The organism is Paenimyroides marinum (assembly GCF_900108395.1).
Classification (GTDB): domain Bacteria; phylum Bacteroidota; class Bacteroidia; order Flavobacteriales; family Flavobacteriaceae; genus Flavobacterium; species Flavobacterium marinum.
The window spans coordinates 136,076-151,609 of the sequence record NZ_FNXE01000001.1; the positions used below are offsets into that span (position 1 = coordinate 136,076).

18 protein-coding genes are annotated in these 15,534 nt (G+C 34.0%); 6 read left to right on the top strand and 12 right to left on the bottom strand.

The features are described 5' to 3' along the window. Position 1: 1 nt before the first annotated feature. From BLW20_RS00660 to BLW20_RS00695, 8 genes are all read right to left on the bottom strand, one after another. Positions 2–775, bottom strand: coding sequence for a hypothetical protein (locus tag BLW20_RS00660; RefSeq protein WP_091095283.1), 774 nt, complete (start codon positions 773–775; stop codon positions 2–4). Between the two features lie 94 nt (positions 776–869). Then, positions 870–1,361: a dihydrofolate reductase gene (locus BLW20_RS00665; RefSeq protein WP_091095285.1), complete on the bottom strand. Its 492-nt coding sequence runs from the start codon at positions 1,359–1,361 to the stop codon at positions 870–872. Continuing rightward, positions 1,361–2,185 carry a thymidylate synthase gene (locus BLW20_RS00670; protein WP_091095287.1) on the bottom strand — a complete coding sequence of 275 codons (825 nt, stop codon included), beginning with the start codon at positions 2,183–2,185 and terminating at the stop codon, positions 1,361–1,363. The genes BLW20_RS00665 and BLW20_RS00670 overlap by 1 nt, the downstream gene beginning before the upstream one ends. A gap of 6 nt (positions 2,186–2,191) precedes the next feature. After that, complete coding sequence (locus BLW20_RS00675) at positions 2,192–2,857, bottom strand: bifunctional nuclease family protein (protein WP_091095289.1); 666 nt, start codon at positions 2,855–2,857, stop codon at positions 2,192–2,194. A gap of 108 nt (positions 2,858–2,965) precedes the next feature. Then, positions 2,966–3,427 carry a hypothetical protein gene (locus BLW20_RS00680; protein WP_091095291.1) on the bottom strand — a complete coding sequence of 154 codons (462 nt, stop codon included), beginning with the start codon at positions 3,425–3,427 and terminating at the stop codon, positions 2,966–2,968. Beyond that, positions 3,411–3,818 carry a hypothetical protein gene (locus BLW20_RS00685; RefSeq protein ID WP_091095293.1) on the bottom strand — a complete coding sequence of 136 codons (408 nt, stop codon included), beginning with the start codon at positions 3,816–3,818 and terminating at the stop codon, positions 3,411–3,413. Before BLW20_RS00685 ends, BLW20_RS00680 begins: the two co-directional genes overlap by 17 nt. Before the next feature lie 107 nt (positions 3,819–3,925). Further along, positions 3,926–4,894, bottom strand: coding sequence for an electron transfer flavoprotein subunit alpha/FixB family protein (locus tag BLW20_RS00690; RefSeq protein ID WP_091095295.1), 969 nt, complete (start codon positions 4,892–4,894; stop codon positions 3,926–3,928). A gap of 106 nt (positions 4,895–5,000) precedes the next feature. After that, entirely contained in the window at positions 5,001–5,747 is a 747-nt protein-coding gene (locus tag BLW20_RS00695; RefSeq protein WP_091095297.1) for an electron transfer flavoprotein subunit beta/FixA family protein, read from the bottom strand. A 230-nt stretch (positions 5,748–5,977) separates the two neighbouring features. On the opposite strand from BLW20_RS00695, the gene BLW20_RS00700 reads away from it, so the two are divergent. The 4 genes from BLW20_RS00700 to BLW20_RS00715 all read left to right on the top strand — a co-directional run bounded on the left by BLW20_RS00700 (position 5,978) and on the right by BLW20_RS00715 (position 10,648). After that, positions 5,978–6,469, top strand: coding sequence for a toxin-antitoxin system YwqK family antitoxin (locus BLW20_RS00700; protein ID WP_091095299.1), 492 nt, complete (start codon positions 5,978–5,980; stop codon positions 6,467–6,469). A gap of 79 nt (positions 6,470–6,548) precedes the next feature. Beyond that, the gene (locus BLW20_RS00705) at positions 6,549–7,529 is read left to right on the top strand and encodes a pyruvate dehydrogenase complex E1 component subunit beta (RefSeq protein ID WP_091095301.1); all 981 of its coding nucleotides are present in this window, start codon (positions 6,549–6,551) and stop codon (positions 7,527–7,529) included. A 53-nt stretch (positions 7,530–7,582) separates the two neighbouring features. Continuing rightward, positions 7,583–10,057 (top strand): DUF5686 and carboxypeptidase-like regulatory domain-containing protein, encoded by a 2,475-nt coding sequence (locus BLW20_RS00710; RefSeq protein ID WP_091095303.1) that lies wholly within the window; start codon positions 7,583–7,585, stop codon positions 10,055–10,057. A 66-nt stretch (positions 10,058–10,123) separates the two neighbouring features. After that, positions 10,124–10,648, top strand: coding sequence for an inorganic diphosphatase (locus tag BLW20_RS00715; protein WP_091095305.1), 525 nt, complete (start codon positions 10,124–10,126; stop codon positions 10,646–10,648). Positions 10,649–10,680: 32 nt separating this feature from the next. Here BLW20_RS00715 and BLW20_RS00720 read toward each other — a convergent pair whose 3' ends face one another. The 3 genes from BLW20_RS00720 to BLW20_RS00730 form a co-directional block, all read right to left on the bottom strand. Next, a complete protein-coding gene (locus BLW20_RS00720; RefSeq protein WP_091095307.1) occupies positions 10,681–11,097 on the bottom strand; it encodes a hypothetical protein in 417 nt (138 codons plus the stop codon). Further along, complete coding sequence (locus BLW20_RS00725) at positions 11,094–11,501, bottom strand: hypothetical protein (RefSeq protein ID WP_091095309.1); 408 nt, start codon at positions 11,499–11,501, stop codon at positions 11,094–11,096. Before BLW20_RS00725 ends, BLW20_RS00720 begins: the two co-directional genes overlap by 4 nt. Positions 11,502–11,593: 92 nt before the next feature. Continuing rightward, positions 11,594–12,724, bottom strand: a complete 1,131-nt coding sequence (locus tag BLW20_RS00730) for a DegT/DnrJ/EryC1/StrS family aminotransferase (RefSeq protein WP_091095311.1) — start codon at positions 12,722–12,724, stop codon at positions 11,594–11,596. Positions 12,725–12,880: 156 nt separating this feature from the next. Between BLW20_RS00730 and BLW20_RS00735 the strand changes: the two genes are divergently transcribed. After that, positions 12,881–14,128, top strand: coding sequence for a 3-deoxy-D-manno-octulosonic acid transferase (locus tag BLW20_RS00735; RefSeq protein WP_091095313.1), 1,248 nt, complete (start codon positions 12,881–12,883; stop codon positions 14,126–14,128). 294 nt (positions 14,129–14,422) lie between these two features. Then, positions 14,423–14,863, top strand: coding sequence for a GNAT family N-acetyltransferase (locus tag BLW20_RS00745; protein WP_091095317.1), 441 nt, complete (start codon positions 14,423–14,425; stop codon positions 14,861–14,863). Positions 14,864–14,935: 72 nt separating this feature from the next. Here the strand turns inward: BLW20_RS00745 and BLW20_RS00750 are convergent, their stop codons facing one another. Further along, complete coding sequence (locus BLW20_RS00750; RefSeq protein ID WP_091095319.1) at positions 14,936–15,481, bottom strand: hypothetical protein; 546 nt, start codon at positions 15,479–15,481, stop codon at positions 14,936–14,938. Positions 15,482–15,534 lie beyond the last annotated feature (53 nt).

Genomic DNA, 15,534 nt, shown 5'->3' on the forward strand with positions numbered 1-15,534 from the left:
TTTAATTTATCTGGTATAAATACATTTTTTCTGTTGTTAACACACTTAAAATCTTTGCGTTAAAAAAAACGGCACTTACTGTTGAAGTAATTTCTGTTAACTGCTCTGTTTTGTTTTGTTTCGTGTTAAACAAAAATAATTTATTGTTTAATATATACACCATTAAATCGTTATTAGTTGCTAACAATTTAGCATTTTCGGATAGATTTTTCTGCGGAATCACTTTTCCGTAGATGTCGATTCCGTAAACAACATCGTTTTTTTGCCAGTAAGCAAAGTTGCCATCTGTGGTTAAAAAAGTATAATCTGTTATGGGATTACTTACAAACTGCGGAAGCTCCTTTCGAGAGGAAATGATACACCACCGCTTGCTTGCCTGATCAAAAATCCAGATAGAAGCTTGTGCAGTGAGTGAAGCATACGCAGCATCTATTTCAGGAAAACGATCTGCCAACACCATTTTCTCTTTGATACTTAATTGGTTGTCTAACAAAACGATCTGCTGAATATTTTTATAAAAAACAAGCTGTTGCAACGGATTTCGTTCGTCATACCTGTCAATTTCACCCAAAAAAGGATCTTTAAACGTATAGGTTTTTAATTTTGTTTTTTTAGTGATTTCGTTGTTCTTAATAAAGACAGTATCGCCCAAATGATTAACAGCGTAATACGTTAATTGTGGTAATCGGGGAATTTCTTTCTGAAACACAGCCATTTGTGCATTTACGATAAACGCAGTAAAAAATACCATAAAAGCTGTGTTCCATTTTTTCATTGTTTATGATATTTTGTCTATCGGAACGAAGTGGATAAAGAATCTAAACTATTAAAAAGACTCCTCTTTACTTCTAAATGACAATTATGTCATTTCATTTCTGATAAACTGTGATCATGAAATCATATCTGTTTTTATCGTCGGATTTATGAAATTCTTCTGAAACCGTTTTCCAATCAGATGCTATTTCAGGAAAAAACGCATCGGCATCATCAAATGTAGCGTATACGTGTGTAATGATTAATTCATTGGCTACGTCCATCGTTTGCTTATAAATTTCGCCACCTCCAATTACATAAACTACTTGCTGTCGCTCTGCTTTTGCAAATTCCAATGCTTGTTCAATGGTTTGAAATACAAAGCAATTTTCTGCAACCGGATAATCTTTTTGCCGGGTGATAATCAAATGCGTGCGATTAGGCAACGGCTTGGGAAACGATTCAAACGTTTTGCGTCCCATTAAAATAAAATGACCGCTTGTCGTATTTTTGAAATGTTTGAAATCGGCAGGCAAATGCCACAACAATTCGTTGTTTTTCCCTATGGCATTGTTTTCTGAAACGGCCGCTACTACACTTATTTTCATTATACCGAAACTTTTCCTTTTATTGCCGGATACGGATCGTAATCTGTCAACATAAAATCGTCAAACGTAAAATCAAAAATGTCTTTGATTTCCGGGTTTAATATCATTTTTGGTAACGGACGTGGTTCACGCGACAACTGCAATTCTAACTGTTCAAAATGGTTGTTGTAAATATGTGCATCACCAAAGGTATGGATAAAATCACCATAGCCTAAACCGCAAACCTGTGCAATCATCATGGTTAATAAGGCATACGATGCAATGTTAAACGGTACGCCTAAAAAGATGTCTGCCGAACGTTGGTACAACTGGCACGACAATTTTCCGTCGGCTACATAAAACTGAAAAAATGCGTGACACGGAGGCAGAGCCGCTTTTCCGTTGGCTACATTTTCTGCAAACGAAACCGATGTATCAGGCAAAACAGAAGGATTCCACGCCGAAATCAACATTCTGCGGCTGTTTGGATTTGTCTTTAATGTTTCGATTAATTCTTTAATCTGATCGATTTCTTCGCCGTTCCAATTCCGCCATTGATACCCATAAACAGGTCCTAAATCACCGTTTTCATTCGCCCATTCGTTCCAGATTTTAACATCGTTTTCTTTTAAATAGCCAATATTGGTATCGCCTTTTAAAAACCAAAGCAGTTCGTGGATAATCGATTTTAAATGGAGTTTTTTGGTAGTAACCATAGGAAAACCTTCAGACAAATTAAAACGCATTTGGTAGCCAAAAACGCTTTTGGTTCCGGTTCCGGTTCTGTCACCTTTCTGCACACCGTTTTCTAAAACGTGTTTTACTAAATCAAGATATTGTTGCATAATCTGTTACAAATTTCGCTTGGATAATTCATCTCTTAAACGTGCCGCTTTTTCGTAATCTTCATTTAAAACAGCTAATTCTAACATATCGTTTAATTCCTGTACCGAAAAATCTGAAAATTCGTTACCTTTTTCTGTAGGAACAATGTTTAAGAATTCGTCAATAGCATCGTTGATTGATTCATCGTTATCATCATCTTCTTCATCGTCGTCGAAATCTTCGTCTGAATTTTCTTCTTCCTGATCGGCAATCTCTTGTTCGCGAAGATAGATTCCGGCTTTATCCAAAATGTTTTTATAGGTAAAAATAGGTGCATCAAAACGCAATGCCAGAGAAATGGCATCAGATGTACGTGCATCGATGATTTCTTCGACTCCTTCACGTTCGCAGATAATGCTTGAGAAAAAAACCCCATCAACCAATTTGTGAATAATAACCTGCTTTACCACAATGGCAAAGCGATCGCAGAACGTTTTAAACAAATCATGCGTTAACGGACGGGGCGGTTTTAAATCTTCTTCAATGGCTATTGCAATTGCCTGTGCTTCAAATGCACCAATGACAATAGGCAGCTTTCGCTCTCCATCTACTTCATTCAAAATCAAAGCATAGGCTCCGTTTTGTGTGTGGCTGTATGAAATTCCTTTAATTGTTAATCGTACTAAACTCATAGATATAAAAATAGCCAAAAAAGGCTATTAAACAAAGATACTATCTTTAAATTTAATAGCCTAATGAGAGTTTTTTATTTTGATTGGGATTTTTTTCTAAGACACTAACTACCATTCACGCCATTCTTCGGTAACATCTTCGGTTAGTGAATTATATCCTTTTAAATATCCGGCTTCTATAATAATTTCTGCTATTTGCTCTCTTTCATTTGTTTCAATCAAGGCGAAATCACATTTTTTATTTAATTCATTAAACTGAAAAACAGTTAATTGAATAATTTTTAATACTTCTTCTCTGTTTGATGTTTTATCGATGTTTTGAATAAAATCAGTTAAAATCGATTCGCACTTTTCAATATCATTTTCTGTATATGAAGGATCGGAAAAATCCATATACTCGGTCATCGATTTTTTTAATATTTCGATTTTTTTCAGTTGTTTCTTATAAGTATTTATAGTCATCTTTTCAGTTAGTTGATAATCATCTTCACCCTTTGAGTTATTAGAAATACAAGACAGCAATGTCCCAGAAAATAAAAACAGAATACTAATTTTAAAGTTGGATTTCATAGATATAAATTTTGTTGTTTGTTAGATCTTCATAATACCGTGAACCCTGATCAAAATGATCATTTATCTTATATTGTATTGAATTTTTAGAAGGGTTAAACCATTTTGGCTGTTCTGATGTTATCATCTCGTTCTTTATGGTATCAATAATTAGATTGTTTTCTTTCTTAAATTTATCCCAAAACGATTTATCCGTTTGCAGTTCCAAGAACAATACATATTCTTTTGTCCAATGTCCCGATTCCCAATATTGACCATTAATTACTTTTATTTGTTTTGAAGGTTTTGTTCCAATCCACAATTGATACACTTCTGTTGGATTACTTGAGGTTTTATCATAACAAGAAACCAAGAAAAAAGAAATGATTAAAAAGAAAGAGTATTTTTTCATAAATCTATATTAAACATTTTTAATGATTTTCGGTTTTTTACTACCAAATTTACAAAAAAAAACAGCCGTAAAAATTACGGCTGTTTGTATAAATGTAAAAGCAAATCTTAGTTATTATTCGCTTTAAACTCTTTTAATTTTGTGATTAATTCCGGTACTATCTGGAAAGCATCGCCTACCACTCCGTAATCGGCAACTTTAAAGAAAGGTGCTTCCGGATCTGTATTAATGACAACTTTTACTTTAGAAGCGTTGATACCCGCAATGTGCTGAATGGCACCTGAAATACCTACTGCAATGTACAAGTTTGCAGCTACCGGTTTACCTGTTTGACCAACGTGTTCTGAGTGAGGTCTCCAATCTAGATCAGATACTGGTTTTGAACACGCAGTTGCAGCTCCTAAAACGCTTGCTAATTCTTCAATCATACCCCAGTTTTCCGGACCTTTTAATCCGCGACCACCTGAAACAACAATTTCTGCATCGGCAATGGTTACTTTCCCTGTGGTTTTATCCTGACTTTGAATAGCAATATTGAAATCGGCATCATTTAATGTTACCGCAAAATCTTCAGCGGCTGCAGCTCCTTGTGCTTCAACCAAACCAAATGAGTTTTTAGCTAAAGCAATTACCTTAACATCCGAAGTTAATTCGGTAATGTTGAATCCTTTGTTTGAAAACGCATTGCGTTTTACCTGGAAAGGATTCGTAGAAACCGGCAATGCTACTACGTTTGAAGCGTAACCTGCCTCTAATCCAACGGCAACAATGGGTGCCATGTATAAAGAATCGGTTGTAGATGATAAAATAACAACTTTTGCACCTTCTTTTTGAGCAGCTTGTTTTACCACATCGGCATATGCTTTGGCATTGAATTTATCCAATTTAGTATCGGTAACTTTCAAAACTTTGTCAACACCGTAGGCTCCTAATGCAGAAACATCGCCTGCATTAACGGCAACCGCAGTTACAGTTGTTCCTAATGATTCTGCTACTTTTTTTGCATAAGAGGCTAATTCTAATGCAACCTTTTTAAATTTTCCTTCTGAAAACTCTGTATATATTAAAACTGACATTTTCGTTTATTTTTTAATTATAATTGAAACTTATTTTTGTCATTCTGACGAAGGAAGAATCTTTTAAAGATTTCTCGACAAACTCGAAATGACAAGCGTTTAAAATTTAGATTACTTTAGCTTCGTTGTGCAACAAATTGATTAACTCGTCTAAATTATCAGGACTGATTAATTTTACTGCCGATTTCGGAGCTGGTTTTTCAAATTTCACCGCTTTTGTTTTAGCATCTGCAGCAACCGGTTCCATTACGTTTAACGCTTTGGTACGGGCGGTCATGATTCCACGCATATTCGGGATACGTAAATCTTTTTCTTCTACAATTCCTTTTTGTCCGCCAATTACAATTGGTAAATCTGTTGTTAACGTTTCTTTACCACCATCTATTTCACGAACCAAAGTAGCTTTTGTACCCTCGATTTCAGCACCTACACAAGAATTTACAAAATTGTATCCTAATAAAGATGCCAACATTCCCGGAACCATTCCTCCGTTGTAATCTAACGATTCTTTTCCACAGATTACCACATCGTAATTACCTGCTTTTACCACTTCTGCCAATTGTTTTGCAACAAAAAATCCATCGGTAGGACTGGCGTTTACGCGGATCGCTTCATCAGCACCAATAGCCAATGCTTTACGGATAGTAGCTTCGGTATCAGCACCGCCAACGTTTACAACAGTTACGTGTGCACCTTGCTTTTCTTTAAACCATATAGCACGTGTTAATCCAAATTCATCGTTTGGATTAATTACAAACTGAACACCGTTTGTATCGAACTCTGTATCTCCATTAGTGAAGTTAATCTTTGCAGTAGTATCAGGCACATGGCTGATGCAAACTAATATTTTCATTTATTTTACGTTTATTAGATTAATTCTTAATTAGGTACGAAGATAAAAAAAATTTCAAAATATTTTACTATGCATGCATAATATTTTACATTTTGTTTTTATATCTGTTTGTAAATAAACGCATTTTAATAAATGTTATTTAGATATGAAATTAAAAACACCTGCTTTATCAATCTGTGCCGTTTTTCTTTTTATATATTTGGGGATTTATAATCTTTAAATTAAACCAAATGAAAAAAGTGATTTGTATATCTATTCTTACATTCTTTTCCATACTGAATTTATATTCACAAAATTTTAATTTAGATGAATATGAAATTTATATAAACGACACATTAATATCTAAGCCAGACTTTATAAAAAACGGACAAAATTTTAGCGAGGAAAAAGCCCAATCACTTCAATTTAAACCTATTTCAAACGGATATAAAAAAGCTTATTTTCTAAATGGACAAATATACTCAACAGGAAAAATTGAGAACCTTAAAGAAAACGGATTTTGGGAATATTTTCATTCAAATGGAAATAAAGCTCGCGAAGGAGAATTTATAGACGGAAAACCAAACGGAACTCACAAATATTGGTACGAAAATGGAAATTTAAGAGCTTTGGGCAATTGGAAAAATGGAGTTTACGAAGGAAAATGGGAAATGTATAGCGAAGACGGAAAAGAAACAATAGTACAAATGTACAAAAACGGAAAACAAGAAGGAGCAGAATAAAATCTTACTTTTTTTATCTCAAATTTAAACACAAACAAATTAATATTTCATATTTTTGTGCACCTATCAATTAGATGTTATGAGAACAATTCAATTTAGAGAGGCCGTTTGTGAAGCAATGAGCGAAGAAATGCGCCGCGATGAAAAAATATATTTAATGGGCGAAGAAGTTGCCGAATACAACGGAGCTTACAAAGCCAGTAAAGGAATGTTAGACGAGTTTGGTCCAAAACGCGTTATTGATACACCAATTGCCGAATTGGGATTTGCCGGTATTGCTGCGGGTTCAGCAATGAATGGTTTAAGACCAATTGTTGAGTTTATGACCTTCAACTTCTCGTTAGTTGGTATTGATCAAATTATAAACAATGCCGCTAAAATGCGTCAAATGAGTGGCGGGCAATTTTCTATGCCGATTGTTTTCCGCGGTCCAACAGCATCTGCCGGACAATTAGGTGCAACGCACTCACAGGCATTTGAAAACTGGTTTGCCAACACTCCTGGATTAAAAGTTGTGGTGCCATCAAACCCTTATGATGCCAAAGGATTATTAAAATCGGCTATACGTGATAACGATCCGGTAATATTTATGGAATCAGAACAAATGTACGGCGACAAAGGCGAAGTGCCGGAAGGCGAATACACCATTCCATTAGGAGTTGCTGACATTAAACGTGAAGGTACCGATGTAACCATTGTATCTTTCGGAAAAATCATCAAAGAAGCTTACCTTGCAGCCGATGAATTGGCTAAAGAAAACATCTCTTGTGAAATCATCGACTTACGCACTGTTCGCCCAATGGATTATGATACCATTTTAAAATCGGTACAGAAAACCAATCGTTTAGTTGTGTTAGAAGAAGCGTGGCCATTTGCATCAGTAGCATCTGAAATTACTTATATGGTTCAGGAACGCGCTTTTGATTATTTAGATGCTCCGGTACAGCGTATTACAACTGCCGATACACCTGCACCTTATTCGCCTGTTCTGTTAAAAGAATGGTTGCCAAATGCACAAGATGTAATAAAAGCAGTAAAAAAAGTATTATACAGAAAATAATTAAAATTTAATTTACATTTGTAACTCCAGCCAAAAGGTTGGAGTTTTTTGTTATGAAAAAATTGTTATTGGTCTTTTTTGTTTTAGCAACCAATCTGCTATTGGCACAAACAAAAGTGGGCGGTATAGTAATTGACACCAGCCTGCAACCTATACCTTACGCCAGCGTGTATTTTAAAAACACATCTGAAGGCGTTATTACCAACGAAGACGGAAAATTTTATCTGGAATCTGAAAACATGCAAGACACTTTAGTTATTTCTTTTACCGGATACGAAGAAGTGTATTTGCCTTTAACAAAAAAAACATCTCTTGATTTAAAAATCGAGTTGCAAGAAGACACCGTTCTTTCTGAAATTAAAATATATTCGGGAAAAACATCTAAAAAAGACAATCCCGCATTAGACATTCTCCGAAAAATATGGGAAAACCGTCGAAAAAATGGTCTGCATAAATTTGATCAATACACCTACCAGAAATACGAAAAGATTGAATTTGATTTAAATTCCATCGACAGTGCTTATATGAAAAGTAAACTGTTTAAAGGTATGGAATTTATTTTCGACAAGGTAGATACTTCAAAAATCACCGGAAAAACCTACCTGCCTATTTTCATCAATGAACAGGCATCAAATGTTTATGGCGATAACACTGCCAATTTAAAAAAAGAAATCCTTTCGGGGAATAAAAATTCCGGTTTTGAAAACAACCAGCACATTATGGCATTTTTAAAGGATTTATATGTAGAATATGACATTTACGACAATTATTTAAAGCTCTACGACAAAGATTTTGTGTCGCCTTTATCACGTACCGGAATCAACGTTTACAACTATGTTTTAAACGATACCGCTTATATCGATGGCAAATTGTGCTACAACATTGTGTATTATCCACGCAGAAAAGGCGAACTGACATTCAGAGGCGATTTTTGGGTAAACGATGGCACCTGGGCAATTAAAAAAATAAATATGGCTATTAGCCGAGACGCCAACATTAACTGGGTACGCGATATTTATATTGAACAGGAATACGAAGTACTGAACGATTCGGTGTTTCTATTAACAAAAGACCACTTGATGACCGATTTCAGTATCCGTCAAAACGAAAAATCAAAAGGAATGTACGGTAAACGTACCACCTTTTATAAAAATTTCAATTTCAACAAAAAAATGCCGTTGAACTTTTACAAAAGCGAAGTCAACACATATAATGAAGCACTGATGAACCGCCCCGATGAATTTTGGGAAGGTTACCGTTTTGAACCGCTTTCAGAAGAAGAAAAAGGTATTTACACCATGTTAGATCAGTTACAGCAAACCAAACGTTTTCAAACGTATGTGAATCTGGCAACTATTCTGGCAAGTGATTATATTCAGATTGGCAATTTTGATTACGGTCCCATTTTTTCGTCTTTCGGATTTAACGATATCGAAGGATTACGCCTGCGTGTGGGCGGACGTACGTATTTTGGTCAGAACGATATGTGGCGTTTAGAAGGCTACACCGCTTACGGATTTAAAGACGACAAGTTTAAGTACGGAATTTCGGGCAGATTTATGTTAGATAAAAATTCGCGTTTTATCTTTTTTGCAGGCAACCGCAGAGATGTGGAACAAATTGCAGCAACCTTATCTCCTATTACAGACGTTTTAGGACGCAGTTTTGCATCGAGTGCCCTGCTGGCAAGTGGCGACAATTCAAAATTATCAAACATCAACCTTTCTTCTGCCGGGTTGGAAATTGAGCCTTTAAAAAATTTAAAATTTTCTACCTCATTCAACTATAAAACCCTAAAATCGGCATCACCTACTTTTTCATTAGCTTATTATGATGAAAACGGAAACATTCAAAACGATTTAAAACAATCAGAAATCAACCTTTCCGTTGATTACACACCCCGCAGAAAAGCAGTGGGGCACGGAGTTGACAGAACCGATGTGGATTACAACTACGCCCGCGTTTTCTTTAATTATTCATTGGGAATCAAAGGAATGTTGGGCAGTGATTTTGACTATAAAAAAATTCAGTTGCTGTACCGCCACCCTATTATGGTTGGAGGGTTTGGTCGCTTCACTCCCACTTTAGAAGTCGGGAAAACCTACGGTACCGTTCCTTTAGGGTTACTAAGCGTTATTCCCGGAAACCAATCGTACTTTATCATTGACAATGCCTTTAGTCAAATGAATTATTACGAATTTATTACCGATGAATACATTGCATTGCATTTAGAACACAATTTTAACGGACGGATTTTTTCGCGTATTCCGGGCATCAGAAAATTGGGAATTCGTGAATTTGTAGGGATTCGTGGTGTTTGGGGAGATGTCTCAAAAGAAAACATTGCCTTAAACGCTTCAAATATTCTATACACCGCTCCAAAAGATAAAATCTATTATGAATACTTTGTCGGCGTAGGCAATATCTTTAAATGTCTGCGGATTGATGTAAACTGGCGTGGAAATTATTTAGAAAATCCCAATGTGCGTAAAGTGGGTGTAAAAGTAGTTTTTGGATTCTATTTTTAATTTGTAAAGAATTGAATTTTAACGTACTTTTGCAACCAATTTGAAATAAAAGAAAATTATATACATATGACGAATGTTGAACAATTCGATGTATTCATCGAAATTCCTGCAGGAAGCAGAAATAAATACGAGTTCGATTTTGATTTAAAAATGATGCGTTTTGACCGTTTGTTATTCTCATCAATGAAATATCCAACCGATTATGGTTTTATTCCTGAAACCTTAGCGTTAGACAACGACCCGTTAGACGTTCTGATTTTAACAACAGAACCTACGATTCCCGGTTTATTAATGGAAGTAAAGCCAATTGGTGTATTCTATATGGCAGACGACAAAGGAAACGATGAAAAAATTATTTGTGTTCCAACAGGCGATCCTTTAATGCGTGAATTAAACGATTTAGGTGACATCAACAAACACTTAATTAAAGAAATAGAGCACTTTTTCCAGGTGTATAAAGATTTGGAAAACAAAAAAGTAGAAACCAACGGTTTTGGCGATAAAGCAGCTGCTATTGCAATGATTAAAGAATGTCAGGAACGTTTTGCTCAACTATCTGAAGAAAAACAAAAGTCTTATAGTATCAGATAACAAAAAAAACCGCCAATTGGCGGTTTTTTGTCTTAAAAAGAATTATTTCTTAAATCGTAAGTTTCAAAAATAAGTCGTGCTTCATATTTCTTTTGCAATTCGCTTAGCAAATTTGATGATTTTTTAATATCATTATAAAAAATATCTTGGGCTTCTTGTTGCTTTTTATAAAGCTCCATCGCTTCATCGGTCGTTGCAAACTTAGTATCTTTTAAATGCTTTTCAAATTGATCTTCAATAAATTCCGGAGCATCTATAAATAATTGATTGTTATTTATCTTATCATAATACTCTTTGTTGATTTTACTATAATTCAAATAACTTTCAGATGTACTCAGTCTTTTAACTTCAGCTTCATATCTTAAAAATAACTCATCATTGGTAATGTCCTGTGCAAAAACAGTCATTCCAAAAAATAAACAAATTATACTAAATATCCCTTTTTTCATATTTCTTTATTTATAAATAAACAACTTTGAAAACTATCTGTACAATTCAATACTCTTATATCAAAACTACTTTGAAGTTTTGAATATATCTCATGATACTTTTCATCTTTTTCTTTGCCTTTATACATTTTCACAAGCTTTTCGTAAGAATTTGCATATATATCGGTAAAAGCATCGGTACATTCATAGAAAAGCTTTTCGCAATCTGTATCATTCAACCCCATTTTTTTTATAAGATAACTTTTTCTTTGCTCAACCCATTCTTTTCCGGTTAATTCATTTTCTGAATCAATTGATTTTTCAGCAAATGTGTGATTTACAAAGTAAGATAACAAAACATCATTACTTTTTCCATAAAAAGAAAAAGAAACAAAGGTTAATATAATAATAATTGTTTTTTTCATATTACATTCTTTAAGTTTTAATACGAAAGACTAATATAGCAACTATTTTTAAAATAAAAAAGCCCTCACGAGTAGAGAGGACCTTTAATTATTTATAAAACAAATTCTAAAACCGTTGAGGTAATAAAATCGAGTTGTTCTTTATCAAGTTCGGTGTGCATAGGCAAGGCAATTACTTCATCTACAAATTTATTGGTAACTGCAAAATCGGCATCGTTATAACGTTCGTCTGTATATGCTTTTTGTTTGTGCAACGGAATTGGATAATAAATTGCACAAGGAATTCCTTTTTCTTGCAAATGCGTTAACAAAGCATCGCGTTTTCCATTAGTGATACGGATTACATATTGATGAAACACATGATCGTCTCTTTCAAAATCAAACTTTGGAGTAATGATGTGCTCATTCGTTTCGAATGCATCGTTATAGACTTTAGCTGCATTTTTTCGGGCTTGATTATAGGTATCTAACTGAGGTAATTTTGCATTTAAAACTACTGCCTGTATACTGTCTAAACGAGAATTCACTCCTACTACATCGTGGTGGTAGCGTTCGTACATTCCGTGATTAACAATTCCGCGAATGGTATGTGCCAGTGCATCATCATTTGTAAAAATGGCACCGCCATCACCATAACAACCTAAATTTTTTGAAGGGAAAAATGATGTTGCTCCCACATGTCCAATAGTTCCTGCTTTTTTCTTTGTTCCATCGGCAAAAGTATAATTAGCCCCGATTGCCTGAGCGTTGTCTTCAATTACAAACAAGTTGTGTTCGTTTGCTAAATCCATAATCGCGGCCATATTCGCAGCGCGACCAAACAAATGAACCGGTACAATGGCTTTTGTTTTTGGAGTAATGGCCTTTTTTATGGCTTCAACAGAAATGTTCATTGTATCTTCTTCCACATCAACCAAAACCGGTGTTAATCCTAACAAGCCAACAACCTCAACCGTAGCGGCAAATGTAAAATCGGCAGTAATTACCTCATCGCCAGGTTTTAACCCCATGCCCATCATTGCAATTTGTAAGGCATCGGTTCCATTAGCACAAGGAATAACGTGTTTTACGTCTAAATAACTTTCTAAATTCTTTTGAAATTCGTGAACTTTAGGTCCGTTGATATAAGTTGTGGTATCTAAAACCTCCTGAATACCGGCATTAATTTCTTCTTTAATATGTTCGTATTGACTCTTTAAGTCAACCATTTGTAGTTTTTTCATTATTGAAAATTTAATATACAAAAGTACTATTTTTTCTTATTCAAAAAGAAAACCGCACTAATTCCTACAAATATTTTTGGGTTGATTTTTATCACAAACGATAATTAAAATGCTTGTCAGTTAAAATTTGTATTTTTGTATTAATTAAATCACAGCATGCGTTTTTTATATCAAACAGTTATCTTTTTAAGTGCACTTTTACTGCCCATCACTCGTTTTTTTAATAAAAAAATGCGGTTGTTCATAGATGGCAGAAAACAAACCTTTTCTATTTTAAGACAGAAAACAGATCGTTCTCAAAAATACATTTGGTTGCATGTGGCTTCTTTGGGCGAATATGAACAAGGTTTACCTGTGATGGAAGCTTTAAAAAAAAGACACCCCGATTATAAAATTGTATTGACCTTCTTTTCCCCTTCGGGATATGAAATCAGAAAAAACAATAAAATTGCTGATATTACTATTTATCTGCCGTTAGATACAAAACCGAACGTTAAACGATTTTTAGATTTGGTTCAGCCTGAAATGGTATTTTTTATCAAATACGAATTTTGGCCAAATTATCTGAATGAATTAAAAAAACGCAATATTCCTACTTATTTGGTTGCAGGAATTTTCAGAAAAGATCAATTATTTTTTAAGGGATACGGCGGTTTTTACAGAAAAGCTTTAACTGCCTTTCATCATTTTTTTGTTCAGAATGAAGTGTCAAACATACTTTTAAAATCAATTGGTTTTGAAAATGTTACCGTTCATGGCGATACTCGTTTTGACCGGGTGGCTGAAATTGTGGAACGTGTTCAACCTTTAGATTTTATAGAAAAATTTAAAAACAATACAGCTACTATTGTAATCGGGAGTTCGTGGATAGATGATGAAAACATTTATCTGCCTTATCTTAACAACAGCAAAAATATTAAGTTTATCATTGCTCCGCACAACATCAAAGAAGAAGATTTAAACAGGTTAAAGCAGAAAATCAACAAAAAAGTTGTCCGATATTCTAACTATAATCCGGATGATTTATCCACCGCCGATGTTTTCATCATTGACACGATCGGTATTCTGACACAAATTTATGCGTATGCAGATATTGCTTATGTGGGTGGTGCTTTTAGAACCGGATTGCACAATATTTTAGAACCGGCAACTTACGGAGCCCCGGTTGTAATTGGTCCGAAATACGAAAAATTTCAGGAAGCAAACGATTTGGTATCGTTAGGAAGTTGTTTGGTTGTGAATAACATAGAAGAGTTATCAAACACGTTTAATGAATTAATTAAAAACACTTCTTTGCGAAAAGATTTAGGTTCTAAAAACAAAAATTTTGTTCTAAAAAACAAAAATGCCACAAAAATTGTAATGGATTTTATAGAAAAAAATACCCAAGCCTGTAAATTATAAAAGACAACAATAACAAAAGAATTGACACCGTGTATTGTTCTTTCTTAAATAATTTAAGTTGAAACAAAAAGATGCAAAGCAGAGCAATAACTTTTACTATATCCTGAAATAGTATATTATACATTAAATCTTGAGGAATGATCGGATTTTTTAAATCCATTTGAGTATTAATTGCTTTGAGTATTAATTTTACAACAAGAAAAGCTGTTATTCCAAAAGCTACAACACTTAAAGTGTTTTTAATTTCTTTTCTCATACAAACGCTAAAAAACTGATAACTTATTTTTCAAATATATGATAAATCTTGAGCTATTAAAAACAGAAACTATTCCTGAAATTGTAAACCTAATGATAGATTTTTACGCAATTGACGGTTATCCTATCGATAAAGAAACCACTACAAATTTGTTTTTTGAATTTGTAAATAAATCCGAAGCCGGTAAATGTTTTGCAATTAAATATAACAACGAAATTTGTGGTTATACTATTTTGGTTCAATTCTTTAGTTTTGAAATGGGCGGTTATATTTTATTGTTAGACGAATTATATATCAGTAACAGTTTTCAAGGAAAAGGAATTGGTAAAAAAGCTGTGGAGTTTATCAAACAATTTGCACAAGAAAACAACTACAAAAAAATTGTTTTAGAAGTTGAACCACACAATAAACATGCAATTCATTTATATGAAAAAGAAAATTTCAGAAAGCACCACCGCGATTTAATGATTTTTCCTTAACTTTTTAGCTATTACAAAAATGCCTATTTATAAGTTATTTTTTAATTAATCATTTAATTTTCTTAAATGAAATTACCTTTTTTCCAAAACCACATCAATGGGTTTATTCATTCGGCGACCAAACTGCATAGCTTGCTGTCGTTCTTCTGAATCGCACAAAATATACATATTGTAAGGTGCCAGTTGCATGGTAAACGTTTTAAAATGTCCACCGTTTTCTTCGCCATCTGTATCCTCAATTTTCAGGTAGTATGCTTCCGCGTTAAATGTGTTAGTAACAGTAACCAGATAATGGTTATCAGCAAAATAATAAAACCATTTACCTTTATCAAAACCTTCTAAACGGTTGTTGTTCACATCAATTTTATAATTTCGGACAAAATGCAACGGTTGGTTATTATTTTTCCAGCTCAACTTAAAATTTTTGTTGATGACTTCGTTTCCATTCTCATCACAAATACTCATTTTTAAACCGTTGATGGTCTTATCCTTACCGTCTTCGTGCGGTTTTACCACAATATAACTCGTAAAATCGTATCCACAATGAATGGCGTCGCCAATTTGTGCATGGCTTGCCGTTGCGGTGACCAATAAAAATAAAGAGTAGATTTTTTTCATACAAAACAATTAAAATGAAAAGCTGCCTGAAATATTTTTCAAACAGCTTTATT

Bases quoted from the DNA above. Each gene is read 5' to 3' on its own strand.
- BLW20_RS00660 (WP_091095283.1), bottom strand. From the start codon at position 775: ATGAAAAAATGGAACACAGCTTTTATGGTATTTTTTACTGCGTTTATC.
- BLW20_RS00665 (WP_091095285.1), bottom strand. From the start codon at position 1,361: ATGAAAATAAGTGTAGTAGCGGCCGTTTCAGAAAACAATGCCATAGGG.
- BLW20_RS00670 (WP_091095287.1), bottom strand. From the start codon at position 2,185: ATGCAACAATATCTTGATTTAGTAAAACACGTTTTAGAAAACGGTGTG.
- BLW20_RS00675 (WP_091095289.1), bottom strand. From the start codon at position 2,857: ATGAGTTTAGTACGATTAACAATTAAAGGAATTTCATACAGCCACACA.
- BLW20_RS00680 (WP_091095291.1), bottom strand. From the start codon at position 3,427: ATGAAATCCAACTTTAAAATTAGTATTCTGTTTTTATTTTCTGGGACA.
- BLW20_RS00685 (WP_091095293.1), bottom strand. From the start codon at position 3,818: ATGAAAAAATACTCTTTCTTTTTAATCATTTCTTTTTTCTTGGTTTCT.
- BLW20_RS00690 (WP_091095295.1), bottom strand. From the start codon at position 4,894: ATGTCAGTTTTAATATATACAGAGTTTTCAGAAGGAAAATTTAAAAAG.
- BLW20_RS00695 (WP_091095297.1), bottom strand. From the start codon at position 5,747: ATGAAAATATTAGTTTGCATCAGCCATGTGCCTGATACTACTGCAAAG.
- BLW20_RS00700 (WP_091095299.1), top strand. From the start codon at position 5,978: ATGAAAAAAGTGATTTGTATATCTATTCTTACATTCTTTTCCATACTG.
- BLW20_RS00705 (WP_091095301.1), top strand. From the start codon at position 6,549: ATGAGAACAATTCAATTTAGAGAGGCCGTTTGTGAAGCAATGAGCGAA.
- BLW20_RS00710 (WP_091095303.1), top strand. From the start codon at position 7,583: ATGAAAAAATTGTTATTGGTCTTTTTTGTTTTAGCAACCAATCTGCTA.
- BLW20_RS00715 (WP_091095305.1), top strand. From the start codon at position 10,124: ATGACGAATGTTGAACAATTCGATGTATTCATCGAAATTCCTGCAGGA.
- BLW20_RS00720 (WP_091095307.1), bottom strand. From the start codon at position 11,097: ATGAAAAAAGGGATATTTAGTATAATTTGTTTATTTTTTGGAATGACT.
- BLW20_RS00725 (WP_091095309.1), bottom strand. From the start codon at position 11,501: ATGAAAAAAACAATTATTATTATATTAACCTTTGTTTCTTTTTCTTTT.
- BLW20_RS00730 (WP_091095311.1), bottom strand. From the start codon at position 12,724: ATGAAAAAACTACAAATGGTTGACTTAAAGAGTCAATACGAACATATT.
- BLW20_RS00735 (WP_091095313.1), top strand. From the start codon at position 12,881: ATGCGTTTTTTATATCAAACAGTTATCTTTTTAAGTGCACTTTTACTG.
- BLW20_RS00745 (WP_091095317.1), top strand. From the start codon at position 14,423: ATGATAAATCTTGAGCTATTAAAAACAGAAACTATTCCTGAAATTGTA.
- BLW20_RS00750 (WP_091095319.1), bottom strand. From the start codon at position 15,481: ATGAAAAAAATCTACTCTTTATTTTTATTGGTCACCGCAACGGCAAGC.